At 64.1% G+C, this 15,421-nt stretch carries 8 protein-coding genes; 2 read left to right on the top strand and 6 right to left on the bottom strand.

Going from position 1 to position 15,421, the window contains the following annotated elements; genetic code table 11:
* The first annotated feature begins 82 nt into the window (after positions 1 to 82).
* Together barA and B2J69_RS17610 are read left to right on the top strand one after the other, a co-directional pair.
* A complete protein-coding gene (barA, locus tag B2J69_RS17615; RefSeq protein WP_081140934.1) occupies positions 83 to 2,812 on the top strand; it encodes a two-component sensor histidine kinase BarA in 2,730 nt (909 codons plus the stop codon).
* Positions 2,802 to 2,969, top strand: a complete 168-nt coding sequence (locus B2J69_RS17610; RefSeq protein ID WP_236722747.1) for a type II toxin-antitoxin system CcdA family antitoxin — start codon at positions 2,802 to 2,804, stop codon at positions 2,967 to 2,969. Before barA ends, B2J69_RS17610 begins: the two co-directional genes overlap by 11 nt.
* Here B2J69_RS17610 and lplT read toward each other — a convergent pair.
* From lplT to B2J69_RS17580, 6 genes are all read right to left on the bottom strand, one after another.
* A complete protein-coding gene (gene lplT / locus B2J69_RS17605) occupies positions 2,966 to 4,171 on the bottom strand; it encodes a lysophospholipid transporter LplT (protein WP_081140932.1) in 1,206 nt (401 codons plus the stop codon). The genes B2J69_RS17610 and lplT overlap by 4 nt on opposite strands.
* Positions 4,168 to 6,318: a bifunctional acyl-ACP--phospholipid O-acyltransferase/long-chain-fatty-acid--ACP ligase gene (gene aas, locus B2J69_RS17600; RefSeq protein ID WP_081140931.1), complete on the bottom strand. Its 2,151-nt coding sequence runs from the start codon at positions 6,316 to 6,318 to the stop codon at positions 4,168 to 4,170. Before aas ends, lplT begins: the two co-directional genes overlap by 4 nt.
* Before the next feature lie 76 nt (positions 6,319 to 6,394).
* Positions 6,395 to 7,783: an efflux transporter outer membrane subunit gene (locus tag B2J69_RS17595; protein ID WP_081140930.1), complete on the bottom strand. Its 1,389-nt coding sequence runs from the start codon at positions 7,781 to 7,783 to the stop codon at positions 6,395 to 6,397.
* A 3-nt stretch (positions 7,784 to 7,786) separates the two neighbouring features.
* The gene (locus tag B2J69_RS17590) at positions 7,787 to 10,888 is read right to left on the bottom strand and encodes a multidrug efflux RND transporter permease subunit (RefSeq protein ID WP_081140929.1); all 3,102 of its coding nucleotides are present in this window, start codon (positions 10,886 to 10,888) and stop codon (positions 7,787 to 7,789) included.
* Positions 10,885 to 14,100: an efflux RND transporter permease subunit gene (locus B2J69_RS17585; RefSeq protein ID WP_081140928.1), complete on the bottom strand. Its 3,216-nt coding sequence runs from the start codon at positions 14,098 to 14,100 to the stop codon at positions 10,885 to 10,887. Before B2J69_RS17585 ends, B2J69_RS17590 begins: the two co-directional genes overlap by 4 nt.
* A complete protein-coding gene (locus tag B2J69_RS17580; RefSeq protein WP_081140997.1) occupies positions 14,097 to 15,326 on the bottom strand; it encodes an MdtA/MuxA family multidrug efflux RND transporter periplasmic adaptor subunit in 1,230 nt (409 codons plus the stop codon). The genes B2J69_RS17585 and B2J69_RS17580 overlap by 4 nt, the downstream gene beginning before the upstream one ends.
* Between the last annotated feature and the right edge of the window lie 95 nt (positions 15,327 to 15,421).

Genomic DNA, 15,421 nt, shown 5'->3' with positions numbered 1-15,421 from the left:
TTCACTGTTCTCAAAAAAATTCAGCGTGTACGCGCCTGAGCGCGTCACAGGGATAACGGGCTTGCAAAAGCCGGCGACTATTATGACGAAATACAGCCTGCGGGCGCGAATGATGATTTTAATTCTGGCGCCGACACTGATGATCGGCCTGCTGCTCAGCTCATTTTTCGTGGTGCACCGCTACAACGAACTCCAGCGCCAGGTGATTGACGCGGGCGCCAGCATTATCGAGCCGCTGGCGGTCTCCAGCGAATACAGTATGACCTGGCACGACCGCGACGCCATCCGCGCGCTGGTCAGCCTGCTGCACCGTCGCCACTCCGATATTGTCCGCGCCATTTCAATATTCGACAACAATAACCATCTTTACGTTACCTCGAATAACAACCAGAACCTGAGCCTGCTGCAGCAGGAGGATATTCGCGCGCTGCCGGATGAGGTTTCAATGGAGCGTCACGGCACGCTGCTGATCCTGCGCACGCCGATCACCTCGGAGCGCTACGCAATAGACGAGCTGCCCAGCGTCGACACCAAACCAGCGGGCAATCCGCTCGGCTACGTGGCGATTGAGCTGGATCTGCAGTCGGTGCGCCTGCAGCAGTATAAAGAGGTGTTTGTCGCCACCCTGATGCTGCTGTTTTGTCTCTGTATCGCCATGCTGTTCGCCTACCGCCTGATGCGCGACGTTACCGGTCCGATCCGCAATATGGTTACCACCGTCGACCGCATCCGCCGCGGCCAGCTCGACAGCCGCGTCGAGGGCTACATGCTGGGAGAGCTGAGCATCCTGAAAAACGGCATCAACGCCATGGCAATGTCGCTGACCGCCTACCATGAAGAGATGCAGCACCATATCGATCAGGCGACCTGGGATCTGCGGGAAACCCTGGAGCAGCTGGAGATCCAGAACGTCGAGCTGGACCTGGCGAAAAAGCGCGCGCAGGAAGCGGCGCGCATTAAGTCGGAGTTTCTCGCCAATATGTCCCATGAGCTGCGCACCCCGCTCAACGGCGTGATCGGCTTTACCCGCCAGATGCTGAAAACCTCGCTGGGCACCACGCAGCGCGACTATATGCACACCATCGAGCGCTCGGCCAATAACTTGCTCAGCATTATCAACGATGTGCTCGACTTCTCTAAGCTGGAGGCGGGCAAGCTGGTGCTGGAGTCAATCCCCTTCCCGCTGCGCGCCACGCTGGACGAAACCATCGTGCTGCTGGCGCCGTCGGCCCATGACAAAGGGCTGGAGCTGACGGTGCTGTGCGACTGCAGCGTGCCGGATAACGTTATCGGCGATCCGCTGCGCCTGCAGCAGATCCTGATCAACCTGCTGGGCAATGCCATCAAGTTTACCGAGCGCGGCACCATCGATCTGCGCGTCGAGCAGCGCGCCGTCAGCGCCACGCGCGTCGAGCTGGAGATTCAGGTGCACGACTCCGGCATCGGCATTTCCGAGCAGCAGCAGACGCAGCTGTTTCAGGCCTTTCGCCAGGCGGACGCCAGCATCTCCCGCCGCCACGGCGGCACCGGGCTGGGGCTGGTGATCACCCAGAAGCTGGTCAGCGAAATGGGCGGCGAAATAACCTTCCACAGCCGGGTTAACGATGGATCGACCTTCTGGGTGCGGATACAGCTCGATCTCAATCCCAACGCGCCGACGCTGCCGCGCGCCCTCGACGCGCTGTCGCGTTCGCGCATGGCCTATGTAGAGGCGCACGCCGCCTCTGCCGATGCGGCGCTGAAGATGCTGCGCGTCACGCCGCTGCAGGTAGAGTACAGCGAAACCCTCTCCGGGCTGCGCGAGCCGCACTATCCGCTGCTGCTGGTGGGGCTGCCGATTGATATCACCCAGCACGAGCTGCTGGACGACGCCTTTATCGACGCCCTGCTGAACCGCGCCGACTGCGTGCTGCTGGCGCTGCCGAGCGCCATGATGCTGCTGGCGGATCGACTCAAGGTGCGCGGCATCCACGGCTGCATCACCAAACCGGTCTCCACCACACGTCTGCTGCCGCTGCTGGCGGATCTGCACACCCGCCAGCGCAACGAGCTGCCCAACGGCGCGCGCCTGCCGCTGCGGGTGATGGCGGTGGATGACAACCCCGCCAACCTGAAGCTGATCGGCGCGCTGCTGGAGGAGCAGGTGCAGCATATCCTGCTGTGCAACAACGCCGAGCAGGCGATCGCCGCCGCGCGCGTCCAGCCGCTGGATATCATTCTGATGGATATTCAGATGCCGGAGATCGACGGCATCCGCGCCAGCGAAATCATTCGCGGCCTGCCGCTGCACGCCAACACGCCGATTGTGGCGGTGACGGCGCACGCCATCGACGGCGAACGCGAACACCTGATCAAAGCGGGGATGAACGACTATCTGGCGAAGCCGATCGACGAAAGCCGGCTCAGCCAGCTGCTGGCGCGCTACAGCCCGACGCTGCCGGCGATCGCCACGCCGGTGCCTGCGGTGTCGCCGTCGCTCGACTGGGAGCTGGCGCTGCGTCAGGCGGCGAATAAACCCGATCTGGCGCGCGACATGCTGAAGATGCTGCTCGACTTTCTGCCGGAGGTGCATGAGAAGCTCGACGCCTTTATCGCGGCAAAAGAGGTGCAGGGGCTGCGCGAGATCATCCACAAGCTGCACGGCAGCGCCAGCTACAGCGGCGTGCCGCGCATGAAGCAGCTCTGCCGTCAGCTGGAGAAGAACCTGCGACAGAGCAGCGATATCGACGATCTGGAGCCGGAACTGCTGGAGCTGCAGGACGAAATGGAGAACGTGGCGCGCGAGGCGCGGAGGTTACTGGGTGAAAGCTAAAGAGAAGAAAAAAGTGCGCGGCGACAGGCTACGCAAAGAGCATCATGCCGCCGCATCGCAGCAGCAGTGCCGGCAGGCTAACGCTGCGGCGCTGGCCGAACTCAACCGCATCACGGAGGCGCACGGTTTACTCTCGGACCAGCACCGCCTGTTTTAACGCGCGGCGGCTTTCGGCCGCCACACCCACAGCGCCGCAATCGCCAGCGCAAACAGCGCGCCGAAGCCGACGCCGGTCGCCACCGCGGGCGCGCCCGCCTTCACCGCCAGCGTGTAGAGCCCCAGCATCGTCAGCATGGCGATATTCTCGCCAAAGTTCTGCACCGCAATCGCATTGCCCGCGCCGACGCTCGCCTTGCCGCGCGCCTGCAGCACGGCGTTGAGCGGCACCACGAAAAAGCCGCCCAGCGCGCCCGTGACGATCAGCAGCAAACAGGCGCTGGTGAGCGAATGCTGCATCGAGAAGATCACCACCATTACGCCAATCAGCACGCCCGCAGGCATACAGCGCCGCACCGTCTCCAGCGTCACCAGCTTCGCCGCTGCGCCCGCGCCGAACACGATACCGATCGCCACCATGGCGTTGAGCGTGGTCGGCGTGGCGTTGTCGCTGATGCCGAGCGCCACCGGCACCCAGAGCACCAGCAGGAAGCGCAGCGTCACGCCCGCGCCCCAGAACAGGCTGGTGCCGAGAATAGAAAAGCGCGTCTCGGCGTTATGCCACAGCGCGGCGCAGGCGCGGTAAAAACTGCGCAGCATCGCGCCGGGATTCCAGCTCTGACCGGGACGCGCCGCCGCTAGCGCCGGAATAAAGAGGTTCGCCGCCACCGCCACCGCATAGGTCAGCGCGCAGATCGCCAGCGCCGCCATCAGGCTCCAGTCGGCGAGCACGCCGCCCGACACCGAGCCGAGCAAAATAGCGGCGATAGTGGAGCTCTCCATCATGCCGTTGGCTTTCACCAGCTTCTCGCCGGAGGTCAGCTCGGTCAGGATGCCGTACTTGGCAGGCGAGTAGGCCGCCGCGCCGACGCCCACCAGCGTATAGCCGACGAAAGGATCGAAGCCGAAGCAGATCAGCAGCGCGCCCAGCAGCTTCAGGCTGTTGGCGAACATCATCACCCGCCCCTTGGCGAAGCTGTCCGCCAGCTGGCCGACAAAAGGCGCCAGCAGGATATAGGCGGCAACGAACAGCATCTGCATCACCGGCTGGCTCCAGTCGGGATAGCGCTCGCTTTTCAGCAGCGCCAGGGTGGCGAACAGCAGCGCGTTGTCGCCAAAGGCGGAGAAAAACTGCGCGCCCATTACCGCCAGCATGCCGCGCGACCGCAGCGACGTCTCCTGCTGCGTATTGATGCCGTTCATGCCTGCTCCTCTTCCGCCATTTTTTTCAGGCTGACGTAGTCCGGTTTGCCGCTGCCCAGCATCGGCAGCGGTTTCATGACGCGAATGTCGCGCGGCACCGCCAGCTCCGGCGCGCCCAGCTCGCGCGCCGCCTTCTGCAGCGCGTCGCGCTTCAGCTCAGCGTCGGTGGTGAACAGCACCAGCGCCTCGCCGCGGCTGCCGTCGGCGCGCAGCGACGCCGCGTGCTGGCTCTCCGGCGAGGCCTTCAGGGCGATCTGCTCGACGCTCTCCAGCGACACCATCTCGCCGGCGATCTTGGCGAAACGTTTGGCGCGCCCCTGAATCTGACAGAAGCCGCCTTCGTCAAAGGAGACGATATCGCCGGTGTCGTACCAGCCCGCCTCAAGCTGCCCTTCGCCGTTGTCGGCGGCGGGCGCTTCCAGCACGCCGGGCTTTTCGACGCGCAGATAGCCGTTCATGATGTTCGGCCCGCGCAGCTGCAGGCGTCCGCCCTGCTCGATGCCTTCGACCGACATCAGACGCGAATCCATGCCCGGCAGAATGCGGCCGACGGTGTGCGCCTTCGCCGCCATCGGCACGTTGATCGCCACCACCGGCGCGCATTCGGTCACGCCGTAGCCTTCAAGGATGCGGATGCCATATTTCTCCATGTAGATCTGGCGCGTCGCCTCCTGCAGCTTCTCCGCGCCCGCCACCACGTAGCGCAGGCGGGCAAAGTCATAAGGCGCGGCAAAGCGCGCGTAGTTGCCGAGAAAGGTCGAGGTGCCGAACAGCACGGTGCAGTTGCGGTCGTAGACCAGCTCCGGCACGATGCGATAGTGCAGCGGGCTGGGATAGAGAAACACCTGCGCGCCGGTCATCAGCGGCGTGAACAAACCGACCGTCAGGCCAAAGGCGTGGAACAGCGGCAGCGCCGACATAAATTTGTCGCGCGGGGTAAAATCCGCCACGGTGCGGATCTGCTCGACGTTTGCCAGCAGGCTCTTATGCGAATGCACCACCCCTTTGGGATGGCCCTCGGAGCCGGAGGTGAACAGCACCATCGCCGCCTCTTCCGGCTGGCGTGCCAGCTGCGCGCGACGCGGCAGCAGCAGATGCGCGAGGATCCAGAGCTTGTCCTGGGTCGTCACGCTGTCGCGCAGATCCTCCAGATAGATCCACTCCACCTCGCTCAGCCCCTGCGGCAGATGCCAGAGGTTGCCCTTCTCCATAAACTGGCGCGAGGTAAACACGGTTTTCACCTGTGACGCGGTCAGCGCCGCGCGCATGCCGTTGACGCCGGCGGTGTAGTTAAGCATCGCCGGGACGCGGCCACGCAGCGAGGCGCCGAGGATCGCCGCCGCGGTCACCGTGGCGTTGGGCAGCAGCAGGCCGACGATCTCCCCTGGCTGGCTGTAGCGCTCGAGAATGCGCCCGACGCCGAGCGCCTTTTTCAGCAGCCCGGTGTAGCTGTCGGGCTGCATATTGACGTCTTCGATGCAGGGTTTGAAGGCGCCGTAGCGGGCGCGGGCGTTGAGGAAGGCCTCATAGAGGGTTTCGCGCGGGCGCACCGCCATGCGCGCCTCCATCATCACGTGGTGCAGGTGCTCGCCCGCCAGCTGGCGGCGGTCGCGCGCGCGTTTTGCCTCCGGCATCGGAATGCGCGTCGCGGGCAGGATAGTCAGGGTGATGCGGGGAAAAAGGCGGCGCTTAAAGACACCGCCCAGCCGGCCAAACGGGGTGTACTCCGCGCCTTCGATGCGCATCGGCACCACGCTCGCCTGGGATTTGGCGGCGACGAACCCGGCGCCGCTGTAGATCTTCATCAGCGATCCGGTGACGGTAATGCGCCCTTCCGGGAAGATCACCACCGGACGGCCGCTGTCGATCAGCCGCACCAGCTGTTTGATCGCCATCGGGCGCGTGGGATCGAGCGGCACGAAGTCGATCAGCGGCTTCACCAGCCGCATATACCACTGCTCGCTAACAGAGGAGTAGACCGCGAAAACCGGCCTGATCGGCAGGAACAGCGCCAGCAGCGCGCCGTCGAGAAAGGACATATGATTGGGCGCGATCAGCACTTTGTCCTGATGCAGCGCGGCGGCGTCGCCGCGCAGCTCCACCCGCCACAGCAGGCGGCAGACCAGACGTAAAAATGTAAACAACATGCCAGCTCCATAGCATCGCTAAAAGGTTCCTAACGATGCAGGATCTGGCGTCGTTCGACAAGCGCCAGCGCGAGAATTAGGGCGTCATTTGCCAGCCGCCGCCGAGCGCGGCGATCAGCGCCACGCTGGTGACCCACTGCGTGCTCTGCAGGCTCAGCAGGCTCTGCTGGGCGCTCAGGCTGCTGGCCTCGGTGGTGGCGACGTCAAGGTAGTCGATCATGCCGGCCTCATACTGGTTGCGCGTGACGCGCGCCGATTCGCGCGCGGCGTCGGTGGCGCGCTGCTGCGCATCCATCTCGCTGGTAAGGGTATTCAGCTCCACCAGATCGTCCTCGACTTCCTGCATCGCCGTCAGCACCGCCAGGCGATAGCTGGCGACGCTGGCGTCATAGGCGGCGCGCGCCTGATCCACCTTTGCCGAGGTGGCGCCGAAGTCGAGCAGCGTGCCGCTCAGATCGGGGCCGAGCGACCAGACGCGATAAGGCAGCGAGAAGAGATTGTGCAGCGCCGAGGCGCTGGTGCCGCCGCTGGCGCTCAGCGTCAGGTCGGGATAGTAGCCGGCGATGGCCACGCCGACCGCGGCGTTGGCGGCGGCGACGTTGCGCTCGGCGTAGGCGATATCGGGCCGGCGCTGCAGCAGCTGCGACGGTAGCGCCTGCGGCACCTGCGGCAGCGACGCCGTCAGCGGCGCCGCTGGCAGGCTGAATTCAGCCGGGGTTTTGCCCAGCAGCAGCGCAATGGCGTGCTCAAGCTGGGCGCGCTGCCACTGTTCGTCGAGCGCCGAGGCGCGGGCGCTCTCCAGCTGCATCTGCGCCTGCGCCAGGGTGGCGCGCGACTCGCTGCCGGCCTGATATTTGTTCTTGATCACCTTCAGATAGCGATCGTAGGCCGCCACGGCCTGCTGATAGCGCGCGATCTTCTCATCCATAATGCGCAGCTGAAAATAGTCCTGCGCCAGCTCCGACTGGGCGCTGAGCGTCACGTTCGCCAGTTCGGCGGCGCTCGCCTGGGCGCTGGCGGCGTTCTCCTCGCGGGTACGGCGCAGTTTGCCCCACAGATCCAGCTCCCAGCTGGCGCTCAGCTGCGCCGAGTTGCTGTTGGTGGTGCTGCGCGCGCCGCTGGTGGCGGAGCGGGTGCCGCTGCGCGTGCCGCTGACGTCGTAGCCGAGCGTCGGGAAGAGCGCGGCGCGCGACTGCGCCGCCAGTGCCTGGGCTTCGCGGTACTGCGCGGCGTAGCTGGCGACGTTCTGGTTAGAGATGCTGACCTGCCGCAGCAGGCTGCTCAGGGTGGCGTCGTGATAGACCGCCCACCACTCGCCCTTGTTCTGGTCATCCTGCGGCGCGGCGCGCTGCCAGCCTTTGGCCTCTTTATAGTGCAGCGGCACGCTGGCCGAGGGACGCTGATAGTCGGGGCCGACGGCGCAGCCGCTGAGCAGCAGCAGTAAAGCGAGAGAGATTTTTTTCATCGATCAAGATTCCGCATGGCGCAAACGGCGCCACTGACGTTGGGTGGCGCGACTCAGACGGTCGAACCAGAGATAAACCACCGGCGTGGTAAACAGGGTCAGCAGCTGGCTCAGCGCCAGGCCGCCGGCAATGGCGATGCCGAGCGGGCTGCGCAGATCGGCGTCGCCGCCGCTGCCGAGCGCCAGCGGCAGCGCGCCGAAGAAGGCCGCCAGCGTGGTCATCATAATGGGACGAAAACGCATCAGGCAGGCCTGGGTGATCGCCTGCTGCGGCGAGAGACCAAGCCGGCGTTCGGCGTCGAGCGCAAAGTCGATCATCATAATGGCGTTCTTTTTCACGATGCCGATCAGCAGGATGATGCCGATCAGGGCGATCACCGTCAGCTGGGTGTTGGTGAGCAGCAGCAGCAGCAGCGCGCCGACGCCCGCCGACGGCAGCGTGGAGAGAATGGTCAGCGGATGCACATAGCTCTCATAGAGCACGCCCAGCACGATATAGACCGCCGCCAGCGCCGCGACGATCAGCCAGGGCATGGTCGCGGTCAGCTGCGCAAAGGCGGCGGCGGTGCCGGCGAAACCGGCCTGGATGCTGGAGGGCAAGCCGAGCTTCGCCATCGCCTGTTTGATCAGCGCCTGCGCCTCTTCCAGCGAGACGCCGTCGTTGAGGTTAAAGGCGACGGTGCTGGTGGCGGACTGGCCCTGATGCGCCACCGACAGCGGCGCGTTGCCGGTGGTCAGGGTGGCGAAGGCAGAGAGCGGCACCCGATCGCCGCTGTCGTTGATGACGTAGAGCTGCTGCAGGATCGCCGGGTCGCGCGTGTAGCTGCTGTTAAGCGACATCACGACGTGATACTGATTCAGCGTGTGGTAGAGCGTCGCCACCTGGCGCTGGCTGAAGGCGTTGTTGAGCATGGTGTCGAGCATCTGCACATTGACGCCGAGGCGCGTGGCGCGATCGCGATCGATATTAATCACCACCTCCTGGCCGCCGGTTTGCGAGTCGGAATCGACGCTGTTGAGCTGCGGGATCGCCGCCAGCGCCGCCTGCACCTTCGGCGTCCAGGTGCGCAGCAGATCGAGATCGTCCGCCTGCAGGCTGTACTGGTAGCTGGCGTTGGCGCTGCGCCCGCCGATATGCAGATCCTGCGCCGCCATCAGAAACATCTGCGCGCCAGCGATATGGCTGGTCTTCATGCTCAGCCGGTTAGCCACTTCGGTGGCGGTGGCGTCGCGCTGGTCGAGATCCTTTAACCGCACAAAGAAGTTGGCGCTGTTGCGCGAGCCGAACATGCCGCTGCCCATCGAGGACATCACGCTGTCAACCGCCGGATCGGCCTGAATGATTTTGGTGAACATCAGCATTTTCGGCTTCATCGCCTGGAACGAGATGTTCTGATCGGCGCGCAGCGCGCCCATCAGCAGGCCGGTATCCTGATTCGGGAAAAAGCCCTTCTGCACCACGGTATAGAGAAACAGATTGAGCAGCACGGTGAGCAGCAGGCTGACTATCGTCAGCTTCTGGTGGCGCATCACCCAGTCGAGCCCGCGCGCGTAGGCCGCCAGCAGCGCGTTGAGCTGGTTCTCGATAAACTGATAGAGCGGATGCGGCCGTTGGCTGACGCGCGGTTTGCGCTTCAGCAGCCGCGAGCAGAGCATCGGCGTCAGGCTAAGCGAAACGAACATCGAGATCAGCAGCGACACGGTGAGCGTAATGGCGAACTCGCGGAACAGGCGGCCAACGATGCTGCCCATCAGCAGAATGGGAATAAATACCGCTATCAGCGACACCGTCATCGACAGCACGGTAAAGCTCACCTCGCGCGCGCCGCGCACCGCCGCGCGCACCGGCCCTAAGCCCTCTTCGATATGGCGCGTGATATTCTCCAGCACCACGATGGCGTCATCCACCACGAAGCCGGTAGAGATGATCAGCGCCATCAGCGACAGGTTGTCGAGGCTGTAGCCAAGCAGATACATCACCGCGCAGGTGCCGATCAGCGACACCGGCAGCGCCAGCGCCGGGATCACCACCGCCTGCAGGTTGCGCAGAAAGATAAACACCACGGCGATCACCAGCAGCACGGCGATCAGCAGCGTCTCTTCGGTGTCGTAGAGCGAGGCGCGCACCCCTGGGGAACGGTCGATCACCACTTTGAGCTGCGTATCGGCGGGCAAATCTTTCTCCAGCGCCGGCAGCTGCGCCTTAATGGCGTCGATGGTGTCGAGCATATTGGCGCCCGCCTGGCGCTTGATGCCGATCATCACCGACGGCGCGGCGTTAAGGAAACCGGCCTGATACTGATCCTCCACCGAGTCGTAGACGGTGGCGACGTCATGCAGCCGCACCGCCTTGCCATCCTGATAAGTCACGATCAGATCGCGATACTGCGCCGCCTTGTCGAGCTGGCCGTTGCTGTCCACCATCCACGACTGGCTGCTACCCTGCAGCATCCCCTTCGGCAGGTTGGTGGTGCTGTTGGCGATGGCGCTGCGCACGGTATCCAGCGAAATGCCGTAGTGCGTCAGCTTCTGCGGCTGCAGGTCGATACGCACCGCCGGCAGCGCGCTGCCCATCAGCGAAACTTCACCCACGCCTTTGACCTGCCCCATCGCCTGCTCAATCTTGCTCTCGGCCAGATCGTAGAGTTCGCCGGGCGTGCGCGTCTCCGAGGTGAGCGCCAGCATCACGATCGGCGCGTCGGAGGGGTTGGCTTTGCGGTAGGTCGGCAGCGACTCCATGCTGCTCGGCAGCAGGCTGCGCGAGGCGTTGATCGCCGCCTGCACGTCGCGCGCCGCGCCGTTGATGTCGCGGTCCAGCTCAAACTGCAAAATAATGCTGGAGGATCCCTGCGAGCTGCTGGAGGTCATTTCGGTAATGCCGGCGATCTGCCCCAGCGCGCGCTCCAGCGGCGTCGCCACCGTCGCCGCCATGGTTTCCGGGCTGGCGCCGGCGAGGCTGGCGCTGACCATAATGGTGGGAAAATCGACCTGCGGCAGCGGCGCCACCGGCAGCAGCCGGTAGCCGAGCGCGCCAAGCAGCAGGATCGCCAGCGTCAGCAGCAGCGTGGCGACCGGGCGAAAAATAAACAGCCGTGTCAGGTTCATGATTCGCCCCGCGACCGCTGCTGACGGCGTTTCACCCAGGCGTTGCCGCGCTGCGCAATGGCGTCAAACCAGAGATAGATCACCGGCGTGGAGAAGAGCGTCAGCACCTGGCTGACGATCAGCCCGCCGACGATCACCAGCCCCAGCGGCTGACGCAGCTCTGCGCCCGAGCCCGACGCCAGCATCAGCGGCAGCGCGCCGAGCAGCGCCGCCATGGTGGTCATCAGAATCGGACGGAAGCGCAGCAGGCAGGCCTGATGGATCGCCTCGCGCGGGCTGAGATGCTGGTTGTTCTCCGCCTCCAGCGCAAAGTCGATCATCATAATGGCGTTCTTTTTCACGATGCCGATCAGCAGGATCACGCCGATCAGCGCAATCAGGCTAAATTCGCTGCCCGCCAGCAGCAGCGTCAGCAGCGCGCCGACCGCCGCCGACGGCAGGGTCGAGAGGATAGTTACCGGATGGATAAAGCTTTCGTAGAGAATGCCCAGCACCACGTACATGGTGAGCAGCGCGGCGAGGATCAGCCACAGCGTATTGCCGGTGGCGCTCTGGAAGGCGGAGGTTTCGCCCTGGTAGCGCAGCGTGATGCTCGACGGCATCTGCAGCTGCTGCTGCACCTCGGCAATCGCCTTCTGCCCATCCTCCAGCGAGTAGCCGCTGTTGAGGTTAAAGGAGATCATCACCGCCGGGAACTGATTCAGCCGCATATGCATCAGCGACCCGGCGCGCTGGTGAATGGTGGCGACTGAGGTCAGCTTCACCATGCCGCTGCTGGTGCTGTCGCTGGCGGAGGTTGACGTTGAGGACGACGTTGAGGTCGACGTTGAGGTCGAGGTCGAATCGGAGGTTGAGGACGAACTCGACGACGCGCTGTCGCTGGTAGTGGACTGCAGATAAACATCCTCAAAGGAGGCGGGCGACTGCTGATAAGCGGGCGCCACCTCCAGCACCACGCGATACTGGTTCGACTGGGTGAAGATCGTCGACACCAGACGCTGGCCAAAGGCGTTGTAGAGCGCGGTATCCACGTCCGAGGCGGTAATGCCGTAGCGCGCCGCTTTATCGCGGTTCAGCTCGACCCAGGCGACGCGCCCCTGATCCTGCAGGTTGCTCACCACGCCGTTGAATTCCGGCCGCTTTTGCAGCGCCGCCACCAGCTGCGGCGACCAGGTCACCAGGTTTTCGCTGTCGGGGTCGTCGAGGGTGAACTGATACTGGCTCGGCGTCACCTGATCGTTAACCGTCAGATCCTGCGCCGGCTGCATATAGAGCTGAATGCCCGCCACCTGCGTCGCCGCCTGCTGCAGCTGTTTAATCACCACGTCGGCCTTGTCGTCGCGCTGCTCAAACGACTTCAGATTGATTTGCAGCCGTCCGCTGTTGAGGCTGGTGTTGTTGCCGTCGATGCCGATGGTAGAGGAGACGCTCTCCACCGCCGGGTTCGCCAGCACCACCTTCGCCAGCGCCTGCTGACGCTTCGCCATCTCGCTAAAGGAGACATCCTGCGACGCCAGCGTAATGCCCTGGATCAGCCCGGTGTCCTGGGTCGGGAAGAAGCCTTTCGGCACCACCATATAGAGCAGCGCGGTCAGCGCAAAGGTGGCCAGCGCCACCAGCAGCGTCAGCTTCTGGTGGTTGAGCACCACCGTCAGCAGCCGATCGTAGCCGCGGATCAGCCGGTCGAACAGCTCACCGCCCTTGCGCGCAAAGCGCGACTGCTTCTCCGGCGGAATATGGCGCAGCAGGTAGGCGCACAGCATCGGCGTCAGGGTCAGCGACACCAGCATCGACACCAGAATCGACACCGCCAGGGTAATGGCGAACTCGCGGAACAGCCGTCCCACCACGTCACCCATAAACAGCAGCGGGATCAGCACCGCAATCAGCGAGAAGGTCAGCGAGATAATGGTGAAGCCGATCTGCTGCGAGCCTTTCAGCGCCGCCTGCATCGGGGTTTCGCCCTCCTCCAGCCGCCGCGAAATATTCTCCACCACCACGATGGCGTCGTCGATGACGAAGCCGGTGGCGATGGTCAGCGCCATCAGCGACAGGTTGTTCAGGCTAAAGCCCGCCAAATACATCACGCCGAAGGTGCCGACCAGCGACAGCGGCACCGCCACGCTGGGGATCAGCGTCGCCGCTACGTTGCGCAGGAACAGGAAGGTCACCATCACCACCAGCGCGATCGACAGCATCAGCTCAAACTGCACGTCGCTGATCGAGGCGCGGATGGTCTGGGTGCGGTCGGAGAGAATGGTCATCTTCACGCCATCCGGCAGCGCGGCCTGCAGGGTCGGCAGCGCCGCCTTGATGTTGTCCACCACCTGAATCACGTTAGCGCCCGGCTGGCGCTGCACGCTGATAACAATCGCCGGACTGCTGTTGGCCCAGGCGGACTGGAAGCTGTTCTCCGGCCCCTGTTCGATATGGGCGATATCCTTCAGGCGCAGCGCCGCGCCGTTCTGGTAGGTGAGGATCAGGTTGCCATATTCGTCGGCGGTGCGCAGCTGGTCGTTGGCGTCAATGGTCACCGAATGATATTTGCCGTCGAAGCCGCCCTTCGAGCCGTTGACGTTGCTATTGCTAATCAGCGTATTAACGTCTTCCAGCGTCAGATGATGGGCGGCGAGCGCCGTCGGATTCATCTGCACGCGGATCGCCGGCTGATGGCCGCCCGCCAGCGTCACCATGCCGACGCCGGAGATCTGCGACAGCTTCAGCGCCACGCGGGTATTGACCAGATCCTGCACCTGGGTCAGCGGCAGGTTATCTGAACTGGCCGCCAGGGTGATCACCGCGCTGTCCGCCGGGTTGACCTTTTTATAGGTCGGCGGATTGGGCAGATCGCTCGGCAGCAGATTATTAGCCGCGTTGATCGCCGCCTGCACTTCCTGCTCCGCCACGTCGAGCGAGAGATCGAGGCCGAACTTCAGGGTAATGATGGAGGAGCCGCCGGAGCTGGTCGAGGTCATCTGGCTCAGCCCCGCCATCTGCCCCAGCTGGCGCTCCAGCGGCGAGGTGACTGACGACGCCATCACGTCGGGGCTGGCGCCGGGATAGAGCGTAGTAACCTGAATCGTCGGATAGTCCACCTGCGGCAGCGCCGAGGTAGAGAGAAATTTATAGGCAAAAATGCCGGCGACCAGCACGCCGACCATCAGCAGGATGGTGGCGACCGGGCGCAGGATAAACAGGCGTGACGGATTCATTTTGCCTCGGCGGTTGCGGTCGGTTGCGTCTCATCCGCCAGCGCGACTTTGCTGCCGTTGGTCAGGCGATCGATGCCTTCGGTCACCAGGCGGTCGCCGGGCTCGACGCCCTTCAGGATCGCCTGCTTGTCGTCGCCGAACGCCGGGCCGGCGGAGACCGCTTTGCGCGTCACGGTGTTGTCTTTGTTGATGGCAAAGACAAAGCTGCCGTCGCTGCTCAGCTGCAGCGCCTGCGACGGGATCACCGTCGCCCCTTTCAGGGTGGTGGTCTGCAAACGCAGATTGACGAACTGGTTGGCGTAGAGCGACTCATCCTCGTTGGCAAAGGTCGCCTTCAGCGCCACGGTGCCGGTGCTGGTGTCGATCTGGTTGCTGATGAACCGTACCTCGCCCTGCGCCAGCGCGCGGCTGTTGTCCTGGTCGAACGCGGTGACCGGCAGCGCCTGGCCGTTGTGCAGCGCCTTGATCAGCGCGGGAATATTGCTCTGCGGCACGCTAAAGGTCGCGGCGGCGGGCTGCATCTGGGTGATGGTCACCAGGCCGGTGGTGCTGGAACTTTGCACCATATTGCCTGGATCTACCAGCCGCAGCCCGACGCGGCCGCTGACCGGCGCGGTGATGCGCGCATACTCGATACTCAGCTTCGCGCTGGCGATCTGCGCCTGATCGGCGGCCACCGCGCCGCGATACTGGCCGACGGTGGCGGTCTGGGTGTCGAGATCCTGACGCGCCAGCGAGTCCTGCGCGTAGAGTTTGCGGTAGCGCGCCAGCGTCAGCTCGGCGCTTTTCAGCAGCGCCTGGTTTTCGCTCAGCTCCGCCTGATACTGATTCAGCGTCGCCTGGAAGCTGCGCGGATCGATCTGCGCCAGCAGCTGGCCCGCCTCGACCTTCTGCCCTTCGGTGAAGTAGACCTTCTCCAGCTGGCCGTCGACGCGGCTGGTGACGGTGACGCTGGCGTTGGGGATCACCGTGCCGAGCGCGTTGAGATAGACCGGCACGTCGGCGGTGGTCGCCACGCCGCTGTGCACCAGGGTGGTGGCGCCGCCCATCATCGCCATGCCCGGCGGTCCGCCGCGTCCGCCGTGACGGCCGCCGGGCGGCATGGCGCCCTGCCCTTTGCCGAACGGCAGCACGCGCCAGACGACGCCAGCAATAATCACAATCAGGATTAACAACAGCAGCCATTTAAGCCAGCGGGAACGGGAAGAGCGGGACGCATTAGTCATGATTAACATCTTGCCAGGAGTAAAAAGGAAAAAAATCCCCTTTGTTTCAGGGGATTATTGAGTCTCTGAATTATCACGTCGCGTATTATCCGCGA

It is taken from the genome of Pantoea latae, assembly GCF_002077695.1.
Lineage (GTDB): Bacteria > Pseudomonadota > Gammaproteobacteria > Enterobacterales > Enterobacteriaceae > Pantoea > Pantoea latae.
This window is presented reverse-complemented; position numbering and strand designations above follow the sequence as displayed.

Coding starts and splice junctions, on each gene's coding strand:
- B2J69_RS17585 (WP_081140928.1), bottom strand. CDS start 14,100: ATGAATCCGTCACGCCTGTTTATCCTGCGCCCGGTCGCCACCATCCTG.
- lplT (WP_081140932.1), bottom strand. CDS start 4,171: ATGAACGGCATCAATACGCAGCAGGAGACGTCGCTGCGGTCGCGCGGC.
- aas (WP_081140931.1), bottom strand. CDS start 6,318: ATGTTGTTTACATTTTTACGTCTGGTCTGCCGCCTGCTGTGGCGGGTG.
- B2J69_RS17590 (WP_081140929.1), bottom strand. CDS start 10,888: ATGAACCTGACACGGCTGTTTATTTTTCGCCCGGTCGCCACGCTGCTG.
- B2J69_RS17595 (WP_081140930.1), bottom strand. CDS start 7,783: ATGAAAAAAATCTCTCTCGCTTTACTGCTGCTGCTCAGCGGCTGCGCC.
- B2J69_RS17580 (WP_081140997.1), bottom strand. CDS start 15,326: ATGACTAATGCGTCCCGCTCTTCCCGTTCCCGCTGGCTTAAATGGCTG.
- barA (WP_081140934.1), top strand. CDS start 83: ATGACGAAATACAGCCTGCGGGCGCGAATGATGATTTTAATTCTGGCG.